Here is a 19289-nt window from a genome sequence, read left to right on the forward strand (position 1 = left end):
CGCGCAAGCCGAAGCTCCGGATTGTCAATCATGCATGCGCCGACCACCAAGCCGGCCCGCCGGATTCTGCTGCTGCTGGCCTGTTTCCTGGCCGCGGCGGCCGTCAATGTCGCCGGCTGGTGGTTTGCCAACCGTCCGGCGCCGACCGCTGCCGGTGCCTCAGCGACAGAGGCAGCGGCGCCCCATGTCATTGCCAGCGTGTCTTTCGCGCCGTTCCGCCGCGGCCAGGGGCCGCTGAACAGGGTCTACCCGAGTGCGGAAGAGGTCGAGAGCGACCTTGCCAGCCTGCAGGGAATCGCCCGCGGGGTGCGCACCTACACCGCCCGCGAAGGGTTGCAGGTGGTGCCGGCGGTGGCCGGAAAATACGGCCTCGATGTCATGCAGGGCGTCTGGCTCGGCCGCGAGGCGGCCATCAACGATGCCGAGGTCGAAGCCGGCATCCGCCTGGCCAACCAGTATCCCGACGCGATCCGGTCGGTTGTCGTCGGCAACGAGGTGCTGCTGCGCAAGGACCTGACCGTCGATCAGCTGATCGCGCAGATCCGCAAGGTGAAGGCGGCCGTACGGCAGCCAGTGACCTATGCCGATGTGTGGGAATTCTGGCTGCGCTTTCCGCAGCTGCTGGATGAGGTCGATTTCGTCACCGTGCATTTCCTGCCCTACTGGGAAGACATGCCGATCGGTGTCGACCATGCCATGCCGCATATCATGGATGTCTACCGTCAGGTACAGGCGGCGCTGCCGGGCAAGCCAATCGTGATCGGCGAGGTCGGCTGGCCCAGCGAGGGCCGCTCGCGCCGCGAGGCGGTCCCGTCGCGCATCGAGGCCGCCCGCTTCATCGACGGTTTCCTGCAGCTCGCCGCCCGCGAAAAGCTGGCCTACAACCTGGTCGAGGCCTTCGACCAGCCCTGGAAAGTGGCCCTTGAAGGCACGGTGGGGGGAGCCTGGGGCGTGCTGGATGAATTCCGGCACCCCAAATTCGCAATCGGCGGTGCCGTATCGAACCTGCCGCAATGGCCGCTCGTTGTCGGTCTGGCGCTGCTGGCCGCCCTGATCCTGATGATCCCGCAGGCGCCACGCGTGGCCGGCCTGCCGGCGCCGGCAATGCTGGGCATCGCGCTGTACGCGCAGATGCTGGGTGCTTTCTTCGCCGCGGCCATCGAGCATGGCCTGTCGCATAATTTCTCGCTGCTGCGCTTCGCCGAGTTCGCCGTGATGACACTGCTGCAGGCCGTGTTCGCCACCCTGCTGTATAACGAGCTGCTCGACCGGCTATCCGGCCGGGTTCGGCCGGTACGACCGCTGCAGCCACTGGCCACGGGTGCCGCCGCACTGGGCGGCTGGCGCCGGTTGTCGCGCGAGCAGGTGGCATCCTGGCTGTTTGCGTTGTTTGCCCTGCTGGCGGTCTATCACTGCCTGATGCTGGTCGTTGCCGGCCGTTACCGCGACTTTCCGCTCGACTATTTCCTGCTGCCGCTCTGCGGCTACCTGGCGATGCGGCTGGTTGGTGTTGCGGCGGGTGGCGGCACCGAACGCGGCGCGGAACTGGTTGCCCTGGGCACCGGCTTCTGCCGTGCCGAGGCGGCGGCGGTGTCCGGTCCGGGCGGCCGCTATGGGCCGGAGGCGGCGCTGGCTTTCCTGCTGCTGTCCCTGCCGGTTCTGGTGCTGCTGATCGAGACGCTGCAGAATCGCGAGGCGCTCTGGTGGTGCCTGCTGGCTGCCGGCTATGCCGTGCCGCTGCTGGGCAACCTGGTGCTGGCGCGGCGCCGGGCCGGCTGAGGTTGCGGGCCGCGCCTGCGGCCCCGAAGCCTTGCCCCGGAGCGGGAATCGACAATAGTGGGCGGACCCGGACCCTGCCGCCAGTCGCGGAGACAGACAGATATCCGCATGACGACACCATCGCCGACCCTGCCACTGCCCGTCATGCTGGCAGCCCCGCGCCGCCGCCTGGTCGCTTTCGGCATGATCTTCCTGATCCTGTCCGGCCTTCTGGCCTGGGCGGTGGGGACCGCGATCCGGCAGGCGGCGATGGAGGATATCGAGGCCCGCGGGCGGCAGCGCCTCGGCCTCTACCAGTCATCCTTCCGCAACCATCTCGAGAAATACGAATATCTGCCCGGGGTGCTGGCCCAGGATGGCGATGTGCAGGCCCTGCTTGACCAGCCAGGCAGCCAGGCCCTTGTCGAGAATGTGAATCGCAGGCTGCAGCGGCTGAACGCGGCGGCGCGAACCTCGGTGCTGTATGTCATGGATCTTGCCGGCACCACGCGGGCGGCCAGCAACTGGGCCGAGCCGACCAGTTTCGTCGGACAGAATTACAGTTTCCGGCCCTATTTCCAGAATGCGCTGAGCGAAGGCCGTGGCCGGTTCTTCGCCATCGGGGCCACCACGGGCCTGCCGGCCTTCTTTTTCGCCCAGGCTGTGCGGGATGCCGCCGGCGCGGCGGTCGGCACCGTGGTCGTGCGGCTGGATATCGAGCCGCTGCAGAAGGAATGGGAACAGGCCGGCGAGTCCGTCCTGCTGGCCGATGAATTCGGCGTGGCGTTTCTCAGCAGCCGGCCGGTCTGGCGTTTTGCCGCCCTGCAGCCGCTCGATGACGCGGCGCGGCGCAGCCTGCAGGAGACCCGCAAATACAGCGGCATCGAACTGCATGCCCTGCCGCTGCAGGATCGCGGGTACTGGCATGCCGCGCCGCTGGTAGGGATTGCCGGGCGCGATTATCTGCGTCAGGAGCAGAGTCTCGATGCCTACCGCTGGCACCTGATCTATCTTTCCGATATCGGGCCGGCGGCCATCCAGGGACGGCTTGCGATGTCGGCAACTCTGGCTGGCTGCGCCCTGCTGGCGCTGACGTTTCTGTTCCTGCGCCAGTATCACCTGCGCCAGGAGGCCCGTGCGGCCATGGCGGAAACCCTGCGCCGGTCGCGCGACGAGCTTGAGGCGCGGGTGGCTGAGCGGACCGCCGACCTGCAGAAGCAGATTACCGAGCGCGAGCGTGCAGAACGTATCCTGCGTGAAGCGCAGGATGAACTGGTGCAGGCCGGCAAGCTGGCGGCGCTCGGGCAGATGTCGGCGGCGATTGCCCACGAGATCAACCAGCCGCTGACGGCGATCAGTACTTTTGCCGCGGCATCACGGGTACACGCCGAACGCGGCGACATGGCCAGCGTTACCGGCAATCTCGCAATGATCGAGGACCTGACGCGTCGGATGGCGGAAATTTCCCGCCACCTGAAAACCTTTGCCCGCAAGAGTGCGGCCGATCGCAAGCCGGTGGCCCTGCACCAGGTGGTCGGCCATTCGATCGGCCTGCTGCAAACCCGCCTGAATCAGGAAGGCGTTTCTGTCTCTCTGTCCGTGCCTTCGGAGGCGATGGTTGCCGCCGACGACATCCGCCTTGAGCAGGTGGCGATCAACCTGCTGCGCAATGCCTGCGACGCCATGGCAGAGAGCGGAACGAAGCAGCTGACGGTAACCGCGCGGCCGGTCATGGACGGGTGGGAGCTGGATATCGCGGATAGCGGCATCGGCATTTCACCCGAGCATATGCCGCATCTGTTCGATCCGTTTTTCACCACCAAGTCCCAGTCGGGCGGGCTGGGGCTGGGGCTTGCCATCTCGCATGGCATCGTGCGCGATTTCGGTGGCCGGCTGGTGGCACGCAACACCGCGGGTGGTGGTGCCGTGTTCAGCCTGTGGCTGCCGCGGCCGCCCGACACCAGTACAAGGAGCAGCGTATGAGTGGAAAGCCGCAGGTCCTTTTCGTGGACGACGAAAAAGCCGTCCGCCTGTCGGTGCGGCAATGGCTGGAGCTGGCCGATTTCGAGGTCGAACTTCAGGAAACGGCACCGGCAGCCCTGCAGGGGTTGAGCGCGGATTTCCCCGGTATCGTGGTGTCGGACGTCAAGCTGCCGCAGATGGACGGCCTGCAGCTGCTGGAGCGGGTGCGGGCCATCGATCCGGACCTGCCGGTGGTGCTGATCACCGGGCATGGCGATATCGCCATGGCGGTCGATGCGATGCGGCGGGGCGCCTATGACTTCATCGAGAAGCCGTTCTCGCCGGATCGGCTGGTGGAGAGCCTGCGCCGTGCCGCCGACAAGCGGCGGCTGGTACTGGAAAACCGGCGATTGCAGCTGCGGCTGTCATCGGGCGGCGATATCGCCGGACGTCTGATCGGCACCGGCAGTGCCATCGAGCAGCTGCGTCGCGATATTCTCGATCTGGTGCCGACCTCGGTGCCGGTGCTGGTCCATGGCGAGACCGGCGCCGGCAAGGAGCTGGTTGCCCGCTGCCTGCATGATCTGGGCGGGCGCGCTGCACATCCCTTCGTTGCCATCAACTGCGCCGCCGTGCCGGAGGCGCTGTTCGAGGGCGAGCTGATGGGGTACGAACGCGGTGCCTTCACGGGCGCGGCCGAACGCCGCATCGGCCGGCTGGAATATGCCCATCGCGGCACGCTATTTCTCGACGAGATCGAAAGCATGCCGCTGGCCCTGCAGGCCAAGCTGCTGCGGGTTCTGCAGGACAAGGTGATCGAACGGCTGGGCTCGAACCGCAGTATTGCCGTCGACTTCCGCGTGGTGGCGGCCACCAAGGCTGATCTGCGTGCGGCAGCAGCAGCCGGCCGTTTTCGCGAAGATCTCTACTACCGTCTGAACGTGGCAGAGCTGGCGTTGCCGCCGCTGCGGGAGCGCCGCGAGGATATCCCGCTGCTGTTCCAGCATTTCGCGCATGAGGCGGCACGCCTGCATGACCGCGAGATGTTGCCGCCGGATGATACGACGATGACGGCTCTGCAGTCGTATGACTGGCCGGGCAACGTGCGGGAGTTGCGCAATGTCGCCGAGCGGCACGTGCTGGGACTAAAGGCGCTGTCCGGTCCGCTGGCCGGTCTGGCACCGGCGGCCGGCGAGACGGATGAGGGAGGACGCTCGGGCCTCGCCGCCAGCGTCGCTGCCTATGAGAAAAGCTGTATCGAAGCGGCGCTGGCCGATTGCCAGGGCGATGTGCGGCTGACCATGGAGCGGCTCGGCCTGCCGCGCCGCACACTGAATGAAAAGATGGAACGCTACGGGATCGACCGCCGCCGCTTCCTGCCGGAACCGGGCTAGGCCGTTGCGCAGTTTCTTGCCGAGAAGGCGCCCCTGTCGGCGGAAAACTGCCGAAGCGGCTGCCGGCGGCATGCAGTATTTTCAGGCAAATCAAGGACCTATCCAGCGGGGCGATGTGGCCATCCGCTGGTATGCTCTTTGCTGAACATTGGCGGCTCCGCCGGCAGAGCGGATTGCAACCGGAGGAACGCGCCCCCTGTATTGCCCGGCATGGGTGGGACAGGCACGCGTATTGCTCTTTCCGCTTTGCAATTCACTTCGCCGGCAGGGCGGTTTCTGGCCGTTGCCCGGATCATTGCGCAATGCAGCATGACCGGTGTGGGTGTGCCCGTGTGACCCTGCTGCCGGCACCCGCCGGCAAAGGGTTTGCGAAAAGACCCCCCAGCCGGTAAAACGGCGCTCGAACAGAAACATGATTGATGTTCAAATTCCGAGGGAGGACACCATGACTTTCACACGCCGGACCCTGGTCGCTGCTGCGGCCGTGTCCCTGTCGCTCACCTTCGCTGCCGGCACGGCCAGAGCGCAGGAATTCATCAACATCCTGACCGGCGGCACGTCGGGTGCCTACTATCCGATCGGTGTGGCGCTGTCGAACATCTACACCAAGGAAATTTCCAACGCGAAGGTCCAGGTACAGCCGACCAAGGCTTCGGTCGAAAACCTGAACCTGCTGGCGACCCGCAAGGGTGAACTTGCCCTGACGCTGGGTGACACCCTGTCGAACGCCTGGGCCGGCGATGCCGAAGCCGGCTTCCCGAAGAAGCTCGAGGGTCTGCGCACCATTGCCGCTGCTTACAAGAACTACATCCAGATCGTTGCCAGCGCGTCGTCGGGCATCAAGACCCTCGCCGACCTGAAGGGCAAGCGCATCTCCGTCGGCGCGCCGAAGTCGGGCACCGAGATCAATGCCCGTGCCGTTCTCGGCGCTGCCGGCATCAAGTACGAGGATTTCTCGAAGGTCGAGTATCTCGGTTTCGGTGAATCCGTCGACCTGATGAAGAACCGCCAGATCGATGTGACCCTGCAGTCGGCAGGTCTCGGCGTCGCTTCCATTCGCGATCTTGCCACCTCCATTGATATCGTGTTCGTGCCGGTTCCGGCCGATGTGGTGAAGAAGATCGGCGATGCCGCCTACATTGCCACGGAGATTCCGGCCGGCTCATACAAGGGGGTCGATGCTGCGATCCCGGCCACGGCGGTGAGCAACTTCTTCGTCACCAACGACAAGGTCAGCGACGACCTTGCCTACAAGATGACCAAGGCGATGGTCGAAGGCCTCGACCAGCTGCATGCGGCGCATTCGGCAGCCAAGGGCATCGTCAAGACCGAGATGCCGCTGAACTCGCCGGTGCCGCTGCATCCCGGTGCCGCGAAATACTACAAGGAAGCCGGCCTGCTGAAGTAAGCAGTCGACTGGCAGTCATCCGCGCCGGCGCCTCCTCACAAGGGCGCCGGCGTTTTTCTTAAAAGCAGCGATCAGATTCAGCAGGCGAGGGATAGCCGCATGTCCGCCAACAGCGAAGCCAAAGCGGTCGCAGACCGCGAGAACCCCGCGCATGGCGCGGCAGCGCTCGAGGGCTGGCAGGGGACGGCCGTGCTGGCCATCGCCATTGTCTTCACCTGTTTCCAGATCGTTACGGCGGCCTTCAGCCCGTTGCCGACCATCGTTCTGCGCAGCGTGCATGTCGGCTTCCTGGTGGCGCTCTGCTTCCTCCTGTTCAGGTTCCGCCGGGGCAGCCATAGCAGCCGGGCGCCATGGTATGACATCCTGCTGGCGGCGATCGGCTTCGGCCTGGCTTTTTATCACTGGGTATTCGAGGCCGAGCTGATCCTGCGCGCAGGCGACCCTACCACGATGGATCTGATCGTCGGTTCCATCGTGACTGTTCTGGTGATCGAGGCTGCCCGCCGCGTCATGGGCTGGGAACTGCCGCTGCTCTGCTCGCTGTTCATTCCCTATGCCATTTTCGGTCGCGACCTGCCGGGTTTCCTGATCCATCGCGGCTTTGATTTCGAGCAGGTGATTGACACGCTGTATTTCGGCACCGAAGGCATCCTCGGCACGCCGACTTTCGTTTCCGCCACCTACATCTTCCTGTTCATCCTGTTCGGCGCCCTGCTGGAGCGCGCCGGCATGATCAGTCTGTTCAATGACCTTGCGCTCGGCACGGTCGGCCACCACAAGGGCGGGCCGGCGAAGGTGTCGGTGATCTCGTCCGGCCTGATGGGCACCATTAACGGCTCCGGCGTGGCAAACGTGCTGACGACCGGACAGTTCACCATTCCGCTGATGATGCGGTTCGGCTACCGGCCGGCCTTTGCCGGTGCCGTCGAGGCCTGCTCGTCCATGGGTGGACAGATCATGCCGCCGGTGATGGGAGCGGTGGCCTTCATCATGGCGGAAACCATCGGCATTCCCTATTCCGAGGTGGCGCTGGCCGCGGTGATACCGGCGATCCTGTATTTCTTCTCGGCCTTCTGGATGGTCCATCTCGAGGCCGGCCGCGCCAATCTGCTCGGTCTGAAGAAGGAGGACTGCCCGAGCGCGATCAGGGCGCTGGTGACAAAATGGTATCTGCTGCTGCCGCTGGCGGTGTTGGTCTACCTGCTGTTCTCCGGTTTCACGCCGCTGTTTGCGGGCACTATGGGCATGGCCCTGACGGCAGTGCTGATCCTGGGGCAGCAGGCCGTCGGCCAGACCAAGGTGTTTTTCTACCGGGCCCTGTTCTGGATCGGCCTCGGCCTCTGCGGGGCCGTGCTCTACCGCTTCTCCGGCCTGCGTATCGAAAGCCTGGCGGTGGTGATGATCGCCCTGCTGATCGTGCTGACCTGGTTCGTCAAGGGCGGTCGCGAGACCCAGAAGATGCTGCTGTTCAGCTTCGCCGATGCAGCCAAGGGCGCGCTGGGCGTAGGCATTGCCTGTGCCCTGGTCGGCATCCTGGTGGGCATCTCGCAGATGACCGGTGTGGCCAACGACCTGGCCCGCGGCATCCTGGCGGTGGCCGGCGACAACCTGCTGCTGGCACTGCTGATGACCATGGTGACCTGCATCATCCTCGGCACCGGTATCCCGACCATCCCGAACTACATCATCACCAGCTCGATGGCAGCGCCGGTACTGACCGAGATGGGCGTGCCGATCCTGGTCAGCCACATGTTCGTCTTCTACTTCGGCATCATGGCGGACCTGACGCCGCCGGTGGCGCTGGCGGCGCTGGCGGCCTCGTCGGTGGCGAAGGAAAACCACATGAAGATCGCCCTGACCGCGACCAAGATCGGGCTGGCCGGCTATGTCGTGCCCTTCATGGCGGTGTACACGCCGGCCCTGATGCTGCAGGGCGGGACCTGGTTCGACACCGCCTATGTCGCCATCAAGGCGCTGATCGCGGTCTGCCTGTGGGGCGCGGCGGCCAGCGCCTGGCTGTTCGGCCGGCTCGGCTGGCCGGAACGGATCTGGGCAACGGCCGCGGCCTTCGGCTTCGTGGTTGCACTGCCGGTTACCGACGAGATCGCGGCAGCCCTGACCGTCAGCTTCCTCGTCTTCCATTGGTGGAAGACGCGCCGGGCTGCCGCAAGGGCCGCCTGATCCGGCGGCGGGCCCGGTGGCCGGCCTCTGCCTGGTTCTGGGTGCGGCGACGGTCGCCCTGCATGCCGCGACCGTCGACCTGCGCTGGACCCACAGCGTGCAGAAGACCGAATGGCGCGAACACTGGGCCCTGACTGCGCAGGGCCTGGTGCTGGAGCAGGCCGCGGTGCAATCCAGCGGCGCCGGCATGGATCCCGGCGAGGGCGCCGTTTACCGCGATGGTTTCTGGGTCTGGCGGCCGCAACTGCCGCCACAGCCGCAGCTGATCCTGACCCGTTCGCCCTATACGCCCGGGGATTGGCATGTCTGTATCGCCGGGCAATGCCGCGATGCCGGCAACTATTTTCCCGGGATTGCCGCCGACCAGGCGGTCACCCTGAAGCCCTGCGGCTGACCGCTGCCGGGGCGTCGCGATTGTGTTTCGCGCCGGTCCGCGCTAAGCCGGAGCAATAAGTAACCGTTTCGCCGGAAACCCGAGAATGTCTGCCGCCCCGAAGGCCGAACCCGCCGCGACCGCCGGCCTGCGCCAGCATCTGGCGCTGGCTGCCCTGGTACTGGGGGCTCTGGCGATTGCCTTCTCGCCGATCTTCGTCCGCCTGTCGGAAATCGGCCCGACCGCCACCGGATTCTACCGTGCCATTCTTGCCGTGCCGCCGCTGTGGCTGTGGTGGCGTTTCATGCCGGCACTGCCGCGGGTTTCTGCCGCCGGCAGCGGCCGCCGCCTGCCGCCGCTGGCCCTGATCCTGGTCCCGGGGCTGCTGTTCGCCGGCGACCTGTTTTTCTGGCATCTCTCCATCCAGTACACGACTGTGGCCAACGCCACGCTGCTGAGCAATTTTGCGCCGGTGATCGTTACGCTCGGGGCCTGGCTGGTGCTGCGCGAGAAGATCACCGCTGCCTTCCTCGTCGCCATGCTGGTGGCAATCTGCGGCGCACTGATGCTGGTCGGTGCCAGCTTCCAGCTGGGTGGCACCAATGTGTTCGGCGACATGATGGCCTTTGCCACTGCCACCTTCTACGGCGCCTACATGATCGCCGTGGCCAAGCTGCGGGGACGGCATGGCACGCAGGAACTGATGCTGTGGTCGAGCCTGGTGACCGGCTTGGCATTGCTGCCGATGGTATGGGTGATGGGCGAAGGATTGCTGCCGGCCACGGCCGGCGGCTGGCTGACCCTGTTCGGGCTGGCCTGGATCAGCCATGCGCTGGGGCAGGGCCTGATCGCCTATGCACTCGGCCACCTGCCGGCATCGTTCTCGTCGCTGGTGGTGCTGATCCAGCCGGTGGCCGCGGCCGGCTTTGGCTGGCTGTGGCTGGGCGAGGGTCTGCAGCCGCTGCAGCTGGCCGGCGGCGCCGTGGTGCTGGTCGGAATTCTGCTGGCCCGCCGCGCCCAGATGAACGGCGGCGGCTAGGCGGCGCCTTTCTCCCGGTGCTGCCGGGCGAATTCGACATACCAGCCGATACTGGCCGGATTGGCCATGGTGCCGGGATTGGCGACCTTCTCCGCCGGCTGGCCGAGCAGGATCTTTTTCACGGGCACTTCCAGCTTCTTGCCCGACAGCGTGCGTGGCACCTCGGATACCTGAAAAATGTCGTTCGGCACGAAGCGGGCCGAGACCGCCTTGCGGATCGCCTGGTTGATCCTGTCCTTCAGCGCCGCATCCAGCGTGATTCCGGGACGCAGCACCACGAACAGCGGCATGTAGCTGTCGCGACCGAGGAATTCGAGGTCGATCACCAGGCTGTCGAGGATTTCGGGCAGTTCCTCGACGGCGCGGTAGATTTCCGCGGTGCCGAGCCGCAGGCCGTAGCGGTTGATGGTGGCATCCGAGCGGCCATAGATCACCGCGCCGCCGCGCGGCGTGATGCGGATCCAGTCGCCATGGCGCCAGACCCCGGGATAGACGTCGAAATAGCTGTCGCGATAGCGTTTGCCATCCGGGTCGTTCCACAGATACAGCGGCATCGATGGCAGCGGCTGCACGCAGACCAGTTCGCCAACCTCGTCCGTCAGCGGTTTGCCGGCCTCGTCATAGGCCTGGATATCGGCACCGAGGCAGCGCACCTGCATTTCGCCGGTATAGACCGGCAGGATCGCACAGCCGGCGACGAAGGCGCCGGCGAAGTCCGTGCCGCCCGAGATCGGCATCAGCCAGATATCGGGCCCGAGTTCGCGGTAGATCCAGGCATAGGCATCTTCCGACAGCGGCGAACCGGTGGAGCCGATGGTGCGCAGCCGCGACAGGTCGGCCACCTCGCGCGGTTTCACGCCGGCCTTCAGGCAGTTGGCAAAGAAAGCCGCGCCGCCGCCGAACACGGTCAGTTTCGCTTCGCCGGCAAAGCGCCACAACCGGGTCCAGTCGGGCGAGGAGGGGCTGCCATCATACAGCGCGATGGTGGCGCCGACGGCAAGACCGGAGACCTGTGCATTCCACATGATCCAGCCAGTGCTGGAATACCAGTGATAGACATCGTCGGGTCCGATGTCGTTATGCAGTGCCATCATCTTCAGCATTTCGACGACGATGCCGCCATGGCTGTGCACGATGGGTTTCGGCAGGCCGGTCGTGCCCGATGAATAGACCACCCAGAGCGGATGATCGAATGGCACCGGGGTGACATCCAGGGGGGCGGATCTGGCCACGATATCGGCCCAGAGGTCGACCTGGACAATCTGCGGCGGCGGTTCGCTGCTTCTGCCCGGCATCAGGATGAGGTTTTTCAGGCTGGGCAGGGCAGCCACCAGTTCGGCCAGCACGCCGCCCTTGTCGATTTCCTTGCCGTTATAATGGCAGGACGGCACGGCGAAGAGGGCAACCGGCTCGATCTGGCGGAAACGGTCGAGAACCGAGTTCAGGCCCATATCGGGCGAGCAGACTGACCAGACCGCACCGATGCTGACGATGGCGAGGAAGGCGATGATGGTTTCCGGCGTGTTCGGTGCATAGGCGACCACGCGGTCGCCGCGCTTGACGCCGGCGGCGCGCAGATGGGCTGCCACGGCGCCGGCCTGTTCGCGCAGCTGTGCCCAGGACATCTGCTGCAGCGGACTTGTCTCGGAGGCAAACAGAATGGCTGGTCGGTCCGCGGTCTCGTGGCGCAACACCTGGTCGACGAAATTCAGTTCCGCGCCGGTGAACCATTCCGCGCCCGGCATCTCGCGCCTGCCCAGCACTTTGGTATAGGGCTTGTGGGCGCGGATATCGAAATAGTCCCAGATCGACGCCCAGAAAGCCTCGATATCCTGCACCGACCAGCGCCAGAGGGCATCGTAGTCAGGGAAGTCGAGGCCGCGCTCGCGGGCCAGCCAGTCCATGTAGTGCCGCAGCCGGCTGCGCTTGATGCGCTCGGGCGACGGGGACCACAGCAGGGCGGGTGCGGTGGACTCGGGCATGCTTTCCTCCGGGGCTGCTCAGTCTTTTTCGAGCAGTTTACGCAGCTCCGGGGAAAATGCACCATCCAGCAGGATAAAAGCCATGCGGGCAGGGCGGTTCGAGCGGTTTGCCCAGGCGTGATCGGTCCCGCGCTGGACTACGATGTCGCCGGCCTGCAGGCGGGTTTCCGTATCGTCAAGCACCAGGGTGATCTCGCCCTCCAGAACGATCCCGTAATCGACGGTTTCGGTGCGGTGCATCATCGGATGCCGCCCGCTTTGCCAGGTGGAGGCATGAGCCGTGCCGACCATGGCGAAGGCGGCCTTGGCAGCCTCGGCATCCAGCGCGCGGGTTGCCTCGGATTCCGGGGCAAAATCGACATAGCGGATGATGCTGCCCTGCGGCGGCGGCGGAATGGTCAGCGGCCGGTCGGTGGGATCGGCGCCATTGTCGACCGGGGCGGGGGAGTCCGCCGTGTTCCATATCTCGTAGAAATCAACCCCGCGCTCGGGGTTGGAGATTTTCGGTGCCAGGACCGTGTCGATGGCGACGACGGACTTGCCGCCAGCGTCATGGCCGGTAACGATGCGGCGCGGTGACCTGTTCATTTTCGCTCCTTCCAGTGCACCATCGGCAGGCCGGCCACCGGACTGCGGAACCAGGGAATATTGGTGCCGAACAGGGTGCCGATATAGGCGTTGCGCAGGTCGGGACCGCCGAAGGTGACGCTGGCCATCCAGGGCGTGACACTGCTGCGGGTGGCCATCATCAGCTCGGGCGTTGCCCGACCGGCCTGGTAGGCGGCTTCCAGCGCGGCAATGGCGGCAGGATTGCCGTCGTCGAACAGGGTCAGCACCTCGCCCTCGGGGGTCAGCGCGATCAGCCGTTCGGCCATGATCAGGGTGATCCAGAGATTGCCGTAGGCATCGAAGGTGCAGCCATCGGGGAAACCGGCCGGTCCGAAATCAGCCGGTCCGAAGATTTCACGGCCTGACAGGCTGCCATCGGCACCGACACGAAACCGGCTGATCCGGCGGCCGCAGGTCTCGACCGCGTAGAGGTATTCCTCCCGGGCGTCGAGACGGACCTCGTTGGTGAAATGCAGGTCGTCGGCGACAATGCGCATGCCCTTGTCGTCGACCAGTGCGATATAGCCATCGTTGATACCCGGCCGCACCGCCTCCATCCAGTTCCTGATTTTCGTCGAGACGGTGACCCAGAGACGGTCGCGGCTGTCGCGCAGGACGAAATTCACCTTGCCAATCGGCTGGCCGTCGATGCTGTCATACAACACACGGCTGCGGCCATCCCGATCCATCACCTCAAGGCAGTCGGTGCCGAAATTGGCAATCAGGAAATCGCCGTTGCGGGCGAAGGCAAGACCGTTCGGCAGGGTACCTTCGGTGAAGCGCCGGGCGAGGTCGCTGGTGCCGGCGAAATGGCTGTCGGCCTGCTGGGCGATCAGGCTCTGGGTGCCATCGGCGGCGATGCGCATGACGCCGCCGCGGGCATCGGCCGACCACAGGGTGCCATCGGCTTCGGCGAGGATGCATTCAGGCCGCTGCAGGTCACGACCGGTAAATTTCAGGTCCTCGCGACTGATGCGGAAACCCTTCAGCGGATTATCGGCTACAGGCATGGGGCCTCCTTGGTCAGAGCAGGGCGAGGGTCAGTTGCGGGAACAAAACCAGCAGGATCAGAACCACCAGCATGATCACGGCAAATGGGGCCGCGCCGCGGAAGATGGCTCCCAGAGTGACGCGGGAATCGGCCAGCGTGCTTTTGATCACATAGACACTGAGCCCGAAGGGCGGGGTCAGCAGGCCGATCTCGACGGCGACGATGGTGACAATGCCGAACCAGACCAGATTCATGTCGAAGCCGCTGGCAATCGGCAGCATCAGCGGCAGCACGATCAGGAGAATCGAGCTGGAATCGATGAAGCAGCCGAGCAGAACGACCAGCAGGATATAGCAGGCGAGGAAGCCGAGCGGGCCGAGGCCGGCGCCGGCAATTTCCTCGACCAGGAATTGCGGCACGCCGCTGAGGGCCAGCATACGGGTATAGAGGCTGGCGGCGATGATCAGGAAAGAAACCGAGACGGTGACATGACCGGTCTCGACCATAACCTGCCACAGCTTCTGCCGGTTCAGCCGCCGCTTGACCAGGGCAATGATCAGGGCGCCGGCGGCCCCGACGGCGCCGGCATCGGTGGCATTGAAGAAGCCGCCGTAGATGCCGCCGAGCACCGCGACGATCAACAGCACGATCGGCAACAGCTTGAGCAGCATTTCCCCAGGCGACATCAGTTCGCCCGGCATGGCGTCTCCGGTGGCGCTGCCACCAACAAAATCCGGGGTCAGGCGTGCCATGGCGGCAATGCTGATGCCGTAGGCGACGGCGAGGATCAGTCCGGGCAGGATGCCGGCCATGAACATGTGGCCGACCGACACCTCGGCCAGGAATCCGTAAAGGATCATCAGCAGGCTGGGCGGAATCAGCATGCCCAGCACCGAGGAGCCGGCGACCACCCCGGTCGCGAAGCTGGGGGTATAGCCGTAGCGCAGCATCTCCGGCACGGCGACGCGGGTGAAGACCGCAGCCGAGGCGATGGAGATCCCGGTGATCGCGGCGAAGATCGCATTGGCGGCAACCGTTGCCATGCCGAGGCCGCCGCGCAGGCGGCGCAGGCCTTGGTTGGCGACCTCGAAGGCATCCTTGCCGACATCGGCGATACTGACCAGGAAGCCCATCAGGACGAACAGCGGCACCACTGCAAAGACGTAAGAGGCGACCGCATCATAGGCACCCTGCGACAGCATGGCGGTGGCGACTTCCGGGCTGCCCTTCAGCAGCCAGACGCCGGCAAAGGAAGTAAGGCCCAATGCCACGGCAACATGCACGCCAAGCCAGATCAGGACCATCATCACGGCGACGGTGCCGAAACCGATCTCGAGGCCGCTCATGATTTCATCCCGAGCACGATGCGCATGTCCTGCCAGGCAAGCAGCAGGAACTGCAGGCCGGTGGCGGCGCTGCCGACCAGGATGATCAGGCGGACCGGCCATGTGGGGGCAGTGAAATCGCCCACGGCGCCAACATATTCCTGAATGTCGAGGGCCTCCTGCAGCAGGTCGAGGCTGCCGGTGAAGATGATGCCAAGCAGAATGGCGCCGCCCAGATGAAACAGGCATTGCAGGCCGTGCCCAAGCCGCGGGGCATAGGCCAGTAGGTTGTCGATCACCATGTCAGAGCGGGTGACCTTGCCGGTCATCAGGGTGTGGCCGAGCTGCAGGAACACGATGCCGACGATGGAGAGGGACATCAGTTCGGTGGTGCCGCGCACAGGGGAACCAAAGACTTCGCGACCGATGATGTCGCTGTTGATCAGAACCATGAGGAGAAAGATCCACACGGTTCCGCAGGCGTTCATCACGCCGAGGAAACGGGAAAACATGCGCGGCACCAACCTGACTGCTGCTGTTGCGGGAAAGCGGGTGTTGCCCTCCGCGTCTTACTCCTTCGACCAGTCGCGCGGGTACTCCACGCCATTGGCCTTCATCTCGGCCATATAGGCCTTCAGCACCTTGGTGCCGGGAAGACCCTTGGAGTCGAGGTCCTGTGCCCAGGGCAGGGCCGGATTCGGAATCGCCGCCGCCCACTTCTTGCGCTCGTCGGCTGAGACGTCCCGGATCTTGGCGCCGGCCTCGGCCATCTTGCCCATCAGGGCCCCCGACGTGCCGGTCAGCAGGGCGTTGAACTTCTCGGCATAGTCCTTGCCGACATCAAGGAAGACCTTCTGCGCATCCTTGGGCAGCTTGTTGAGGACCTTGCGGTTCATTGCCAGCGCACCACCGAACTGGGCGCCGTAATTCACCTTGGTGATATGCGGCGCCACTTCGTAGACCTTGGCCGGGAAGGCGCCGGTCGAGAAGGTCAGCGTGCCGGACGTCACGCCGGTCTGGATGTCGTTGTAGTAGGTCTGCAGGGTGCCGGCCACGGCGATGGCGCCGGTATCCTTGACCCAGTTGGCCGAGGGTCCGGGGGCGTTGATCTTCAGGCCGTTCAGATCCTCGACCTTGTTGATCGGGTTCTTGGTGAAGAGATAGTAGGTGTCGAGACCGGTGCCGCCGAGGAACACGGCGTTGTTTTTGGTCCAGGCATCCTTCATCTCCGGGATCTTGTCCTGCAGCGTGGTGATCACCTTGGCCACAGTGGAGATATTGTCGGTGCCGAACGGGGTGTAATAGGTGATGTTCTGCAGCGGGAATTTCGGGGCTTCGAAAATGGTCGAGACGAAGCCGACCTCGCCCAGCCCGTCCTTCAGTGCCGTCGATTCGCTGCCCAGCTTGACCAGCGTGCCGCCATAGGCGCGGGTCCATTCGATCTTGGTCTTGCCGCCGGCCGCGGCCAGCCGCTTGTCAACCTCGGGGATGAAATACTCGTCCATCAGCTTCACCCACGGGAAGACCGGGGGATGGCCGGCAAACGCGGTCATCTTGACGGTTTCGGCCTGGCCCGGCTGGGCCAGCAGGGCAGCAAAAGCGACGCCAGCCGCCAGGCTGGCTTTGTGAAATGCGGACATTGTTTCCTCCCTCTGGGTTATTTCCGCGATCGATGGTGGCTGTCCGGGCTAAGGCGGTGCGGTCTGGGCCAGCACGTTCCCGAAACAGAAGTCGTAGGTATGGCCGAGATGGTGCTCCAGCATGGCGCAGGCCGCGTCGGCCTTGCGCGCCAGCACGAGGTCCATCAGCTGGCGATGCTCGTCCATGATGCCGATGCCGATCTCCAGCAGGTAGGCGGTCATCATGCGGTGGCGGTAACGCTCCGCCTGGTCGTAAAGCCGGGCCTGTTCGTCCAGCAGGCGCGGCGAGCCACAGGCGGCAACCAGCGCCACATGGAAGGCTTTGTGCAATTCCCCGAACTCGGCGAGATTCTCCACCGGGGCATTGCCCATGCGGTGCACGAAGCGCTCCAGCCGGTGATAGGCGGCGAGAATGCCGGCCTCCCAGGCGTCGTCGCCACGCTCGAAGGCATGCTTCAGGGCGGCGATCTCGATCACCTTGCGGGCCAGGGTGATGTCGGCGAGATCCTCGGCGCTCATCGGCGTCACCCGGAAACCGCGCTGGTTCTCGGCCTGCACGAAGCCCTGGCTGATCAGCCGGGCCAATGCCTCGCGCAGCGGGCTGGCGCTGAGGCCGTAGCGGGTCTTGAGGTCATCGATCTGCAGCTTGGTGCCCGAGGGAAACTGGCCGGCGATGATGTCAGCGCGAATATTACGGTATGCGAATTCGGTCAGGCTGCCGGCTTCGGCGGCCAGGTCGCGGATTTCAGCTTTGCTCCGGCCCTCGGTCATGAGGGCACTCTGGGTGCGGTGACGGGCAGTGTCAACGACAAAAAAGAAAAAAATCGACAAAATGAATTTGTGTCGGTAAACAAGAGAAACAAGAGCACCAAGCAGGCTGCCCGATCCGGGCGGACAGGAGGAAGCATGCCCCGCCGTTTTGTCGACCTGTCGATCTACCTGGAAAACGACGTGATCTCCGATCCGCCGGGTTTCGGGCCGAAGATCGAATACATCCGTCACAAGGACAGCGCGGCCGACGTGGTGAAATTCTTTCCCGGCCTGAAGGAAGAGGACCTGCCCGAATCCGAGGGCTGGGCGGTCGAGAATGTGCAGCTCAACACCCATAACGGCACCCATCTGGATGCGCCGTATCACTTCCATTCGACCATGAACAAGGGTGAGCGGGCCTGGACCATCGACGAGGTGCCGCTCGACTGGTGCTTCGGCGACGGCGTCAAGCTGGATTTTCGCGCCAAGGGCGATGGCTATGTGGTGACGGCGGAGGATGTCGAGGCCGAACTGAAACGGGTCGGCTATACGCTCAAGCCGCAGGATATTGTGCTGGTGAACACTGCGGCGGGTGCGGCGTACGGCCAGCCGACCTATGTCAGCACCGGTTGCGGCATGGGCTACGAGGCGACCATGTACCTGCTGGAGCGCGGCGTGCGGGTCACCGGCACCGATGCCTGGAGCTGGGATGCCCCCTTTGTGCATACCGCCAGGAAATTCGCCGAGAGCCACGATGCGTCGCTGATCTGGGAAGGCCACAAGGCCGGCCGCCATATCGGCTACTGCCACCTCGAGAAGCTGCATAATCTCGAGGCCCTGCCGCCTTTCGGCTTCACTGTCTCCTGCTTCCCCCACAAGATCCGCGGCGCTTCAGCCGGCTGGACCCGCGCCGTCGCCATCATCGAGGAATAGACGTCCATGAAATTCTGCACATTCAGCCATCCGGCCCGCGGCGAGATGCGTCCCGGCGTGCTGACCGGCGACGGCGCCATGATCGTCGATCTGGGCGACAGCTTCCCGTCGGTCCTGGCGGTCATCAAGGGCGGCGACGAGGCGCTGGCCCGGGTCCGCGACCTGCATGCGAAGGCAGAGATCCGCGTGCCGCTGGCCGATGCCAAGCTGCATGCACCGGTGCCGGTGCCCGAGCAGATCCGCGACAGCATGCTGTTCGAAAAGCATGTGCAGCAGGCGATGGAACAGATCGCCCGCATGCGCAAGCCGCTGCTCGGCCCTCTGATGGTCAAGATGGGCATGATCAAGGTGCCGGCCACCTGGTACAACATCCCGATCTACTACAAATCCAACCGCTTCTCGGTGAACGGCCCCGAAGGGATCGTGCAGTGGCCGCGCTACAGCCAGGTGATGGATTTCGAGCTGGAATTCGGCTTCTTTCTCGGCAGGGGCGGCAAGAACATCAGGCCGTCGGAAGCGCGCAACCACATTTTCGGCTTTACCATTTTCAACGATTTCTCGGCCCGCGATGCCCAGAGCATCGAGATGCAGAGCCAGCTCGGCCCCTGCAAGGGCAAGGATTTCGATACGGGCAACAGCATGGGGCCGTTCCTGGTGACGCTGGACGAGATCGGCGACCCCTATGCTCTGCGCATGCAGGCCCGCGTGAACGGCGAAACCTGGTGCGACAGCAATTCCAGCACCATCCACCACAAGTTCGAGGACCTGCTGGCCCGGGTCTCGGCTGACGAGACCGTGCATCCGGGCGAATTCTTTGGCTCGGGCACCGTCGGTGATGGCTGCGGCCTCGAGCATGGCCGCTATCTGAAGGATGGCGACGTGGTCGAGCTGGAAGTCGAGAAGATCGGCATCCTGCGCAATCGCGTGATGCGGCAGAAATAACC

At 64.8% G+C, this 19289-nt stretch carries 16 protein-coding genes; 9 read left to right on the top strand and 7 right to left on the bottom strand.

Translation table 11 applies throughout. The annotated features are described in order from the left end of the window. The first annotated feature begins 30 nt into the window (after positions 1 to 30). From ACEQZY_RS02095 to ACEQZY_RS02125, 7 genes are all read left to right on the top strand, one after another. Positions 31 to 1779: a hypothetical protein gene (locus tag ACEQZY_RS02095; protein WP_341703048.1), complete on the top strand. Its 1749-nt coding sequence runs from the start codon at positions 31 to 33 to the stop codon at positions 1777 to 1779. Positions 1780 to 1887: 108 nt separating this feature from the next. Then, positions 1888 to 3741, top strand: coding sequence for an ATP-binding protein (locus ACEQZY_RS02100; RefSeq protein ID WP_341703047.1), 1854 nt, complete (start codon positions 1888 to 1890; stop codon positions 3739 to 3741). Next, positions 3738 to 5114, top strand: a complete 1377-nt coding sequence (locus ACEQZY_RS02105) for a sigma-54 dependent transcriptional regulator (RefSeq protein ID WP_341703046.1) — start codon at positions 3738 to 3740, stop codon at positions 5112 to 5114. The genes ACEQZY_RS02100 and ACEQZY_RS02105 overlap by 4 nt, the downstream gene beginning before the upstream one ends. Before the next feature lie 445 nt (positions 5115 to 5559). Further along, complete coding sequence (locus ACEQZY_RS02110; RefSeq protein WP_341703045.1) at positions 5560 to 6522, top strand: TAXI family TRAP transporter solute-binding subunit; 963 nt, start codon at positions 5560 to 5562, stop codon at positions 6520 to 6522. 99 nt (positions 6523 to 6621) lie between these two features. Next, positions 6622 to 8703: a TRAP transporter permease gene (locus ACEQZY_RS02115; RefSeq protein WP_341703044.1), complete on the top strand. Its 2082-nt coding sequence runs from the start codon at positions 6622 to 6624 to the stop codon at positions 8701 to 8703. 16 nt (positions 8704 to 8719) lie between these two features. After that, on the top strand, positions 8720 to 9097 hold the full coding sequence (locus tag ACEQZY_RS02120; RefSeq protein ID WP_370151940.1) for a DUF1850 domain-containing protein: 378 nt from the start codon (positions 8720 to 8722) through the stop codon (positions 9095 to 9097). Positions 9098 to 9182: 85 nt separating this feature from the next. Then, entirely contained in the window at positions 9183 to 10115 is a 933-nt protein-coding gene (locus ACEQZY_RS02125; RefSeq protein ID WP_370151942.1) for a DMT family transporter, read from the top strand. Here the strand turns inward: ACEQZY_RS02125 and ACEQZY_RS02130 are convergent. From ACEQZY_RS02130 to ACEQZY_RS02160, 7 genes are read right to left on the bottom strand one after another with little or no spacing between them, the layout of a single operon-like run. Beyond that, a complete protein-coding gene (locus ACEQZY_RS02130; RefSeq protein ID WP_370151944.1) occupies positions 10112 to 12097 on the bottom strand; it encodes an acetoacetate--CoA ligase in 1986 nt (661 codons plus the stop codon). The genes ACEQZY_RS02125 and ACEQZY_RS02130 overlap by 4 nt on opposite strands. Positions 12098 to 12115: 18 nt before the next feature. Then, complete coding sequence (locus tag ACEQZY_RS02135) at positions 12116 to 12685, bottom strand: cupin domain-containing protein (RefSeq protein ID WP_370151946.1); 570 nt, start codon at positions 12683 to 12685, stop codon at positions 12116 to 12118. Next, complete coding sequence (locus ACEQZY_RS02140; RefSeq protein ID WP_370151948.1) at positions 12682 to 13716, bottom strand: SMP-30/gluconolactonase/LRE family protein; 1035 nt, start codon at positions 13714 to 13716, stop codon at positions 12682 to 12684. Before ACEQZY_RS02140 ends, ACEQZY_RS02135 begins: the two co-directional genes overlap by 4 nt. A 13-nt stretch (positions 13717 to 13729) precedes the next feature. Then, the gene (locus tag ACEQZY_RS02145; RefSeq protein WP_341703038.1) at positions 13730 to 15043 is read right to left on the bottom strand and encodes a TRAP transporter large permease subunit; all 1314 of its coding nucleotides are present in this window, start codon (positions 15041 to 15043) and stop codon (positions 13730 to 13732) included. Next, on the bottom strand, positions 15040 to 15534 hold the full coding sequence (locus tag ACEQZY_RS02150; RefSeq protein WP_341703037.1) for a TRAP transporter small permease subunit: 495 nt from the start codon (positions 15532 to 15534) through the stop codon (positions 15040 to 15042). The genes ACEQZY_RS02145 and ACEQZY_RS02150 overlap by 4 nt, the downstream gene beginning before the upstream one ends. A gap of 57 nt (positions 15535 to 15591) precedes the next feature. Further along, the gene (locus ACEQZY_RS02155) at positions 15592 to 16662 is read right to left on the bottom strand and encodes a C4-dicarboxylate TRAP transporter substrate-binding protein (protein WP_341703036.1); all 1071 of its coding nucleotides are present in this window, start codon (positions 16660 to 16662) and stop codon (positions 15592 to 15594) included. Positions 16663 to 16710: 48 nt separating this feature from the next. Next, entirely contained in the window at positions 16711 to 17433 is a 723-nt protein-coding gene (locus ACEQZY_RS02160) for an FCD domain-containing protein (RefSeq protein ID WP_341703035.1), read from the bottom strand. Positions 17434 to 17568: 135 nt separating this feature from the next. Here ACEQZY_RS02160 and ACEQZY_RS02165 point away from each other — a divergent pair, with 135 nt between their 5' ends. Together ACEQZY_RS02165 and ACEQZY_RS02170 are read left to right on the top strand one after the other, a co-directional pair. Further along, positions 17569 to 18345, top strand: coding sequence for a cyclase family protein (locus tag ACEQZY_RS02165; RefSeq protein ID WP_341703034.1), 777 nt, complete (start codon positions 17569 to 17571; stop codon positions 18343 to 18345). 6 nt (positions 18346 to 18351) lie between these two features. Then, positions 18352 to 19287 (top strand): fumarylacetoacetate hydrolase family protein, encoded by a 936-nt coding sequence (locus ACEQZY_RS02170; RefSeq protein ID WP_341703033.1) that lies wholly within the window; start codon positions 18352 to 18354, stop codon positions 19285 to 19287. The last annotated feature ends 2 nt before the right edge of the window (positions 19288 to 19289 follow it).

This window comes from Ferrovibrio sp. (genome assembly GCF_964218355.1).
Lineage (GTDB): Bacteria > Pseudomonadota > Alphaproteobacteria > Ferrovibrionales > Ferrovibrionaceae > Ferrovibrio.

Coding starts and splice junctions, on each gene's coding strand:
- ACEQZY_RS02095 (WP_341703048.1), top strand. CDS start 31: ATGCATGCGCCGACCACCAAGCCGGCCCGCCGGATTCTGCTGCTGCTG.
- ACEQZY_RS02100 (WP_341703047.1), top strand. CDS start 1,888: ATGACGACACCATCGCCGACCCTGCCACTGCCCGTCATGCTGGCAGCC.
- ACEQZY_RS02105 (WP_341703046.1), top strand. CDS start 3,738: ATGAGTGGAAAGCCGCAGGTCCTTTTCGTGGACGACGAAAAAGCCGTC.
- ACEQZY_RS02110 (WP_341703045.1), top strand. CDS start 5,560: ATGACTTTCACACGCCGGACCCTGGTCGCTGCTGCGGCCGTGTCCCTG.
- ACEQZY_RS02115 (WP_341703044.1), top strand. CDS start 6,622: ATGTCCGCCAACAGCGAAGCCAAAGCGGTCGCAGACCGCGAGAACCCC.
- ACEQZY_RS02125 (WP_370151942.1), top strand. CDS start 9,183: ATGTCTGCCGCCCCGAAGGCCGAACCCGCCGCGACCGCCGGCCTGCGC.
- ACEQZY_RS02130 (WP_370151944.1), bottom strand. CDS start 12,097: ATGCCCGAGTCCACCGCACCCGCCCTGCTGTGGTCCCCGTCGCCCGAG.
- ACEQZY_RS02135 (WP_370151946.1), bottom strand. CDS start 12,685: ATGAACAGGTCACCGCGCCGCATCGTTACCGGCCATGACGCTGGCGGC.
- ACEQZY_RS02140 (WP_370151948.1), bottom strand. CDS start 13,716: ATGCCTGTAGCCGATAATCCGCTGAAGGGTTTCCGCATCAGTCGCGAG.
- ACEQZY_RS02145 (WP_341703038.1), bottom strand. CDS start 15,043: ATGAGCGGCCTCGAGATCGGTTTCGGCACCGTCGCCGTGATGATGGTC.
- ACEQZY_RS02150 (WP_341703037.1), bottom strand. CDS start 15,534: ATGTTTTCCCGTTTCCTCGGCGTGATGAACGCCTGCGGAACCGTGTGG.
- ACEQZY_RS02155 (WP_341703036.1), bottom strand. CDS start 16,662: ATGTCCGCATTTCACAAAGCCAGCCTGGCGGCTGGCGTCGCTTTTGCT.
- ACEQZY_RS02160 (WP_341703035.1), bottom strand. CDS start 17,433: ATGACCGAGGGCCGGAGCAAAGCTGAAATCCGCGACCTGGCCGCCGAA.
- ACEQZY_RS02165 (WP_341703034.1), top strand. CDS start 17,569: ATGCCCCGCCGTTTTGTCGACCTGTCGATCTACCTGGAAAACGACGTG.
- ACEQZY_RS02170 (WP_341703033.1), top strand. CDS start 18,352: ATGAAATTCTGCACATTCAGCCATCCGGCCCGCGGCGAGATGCGTCCC.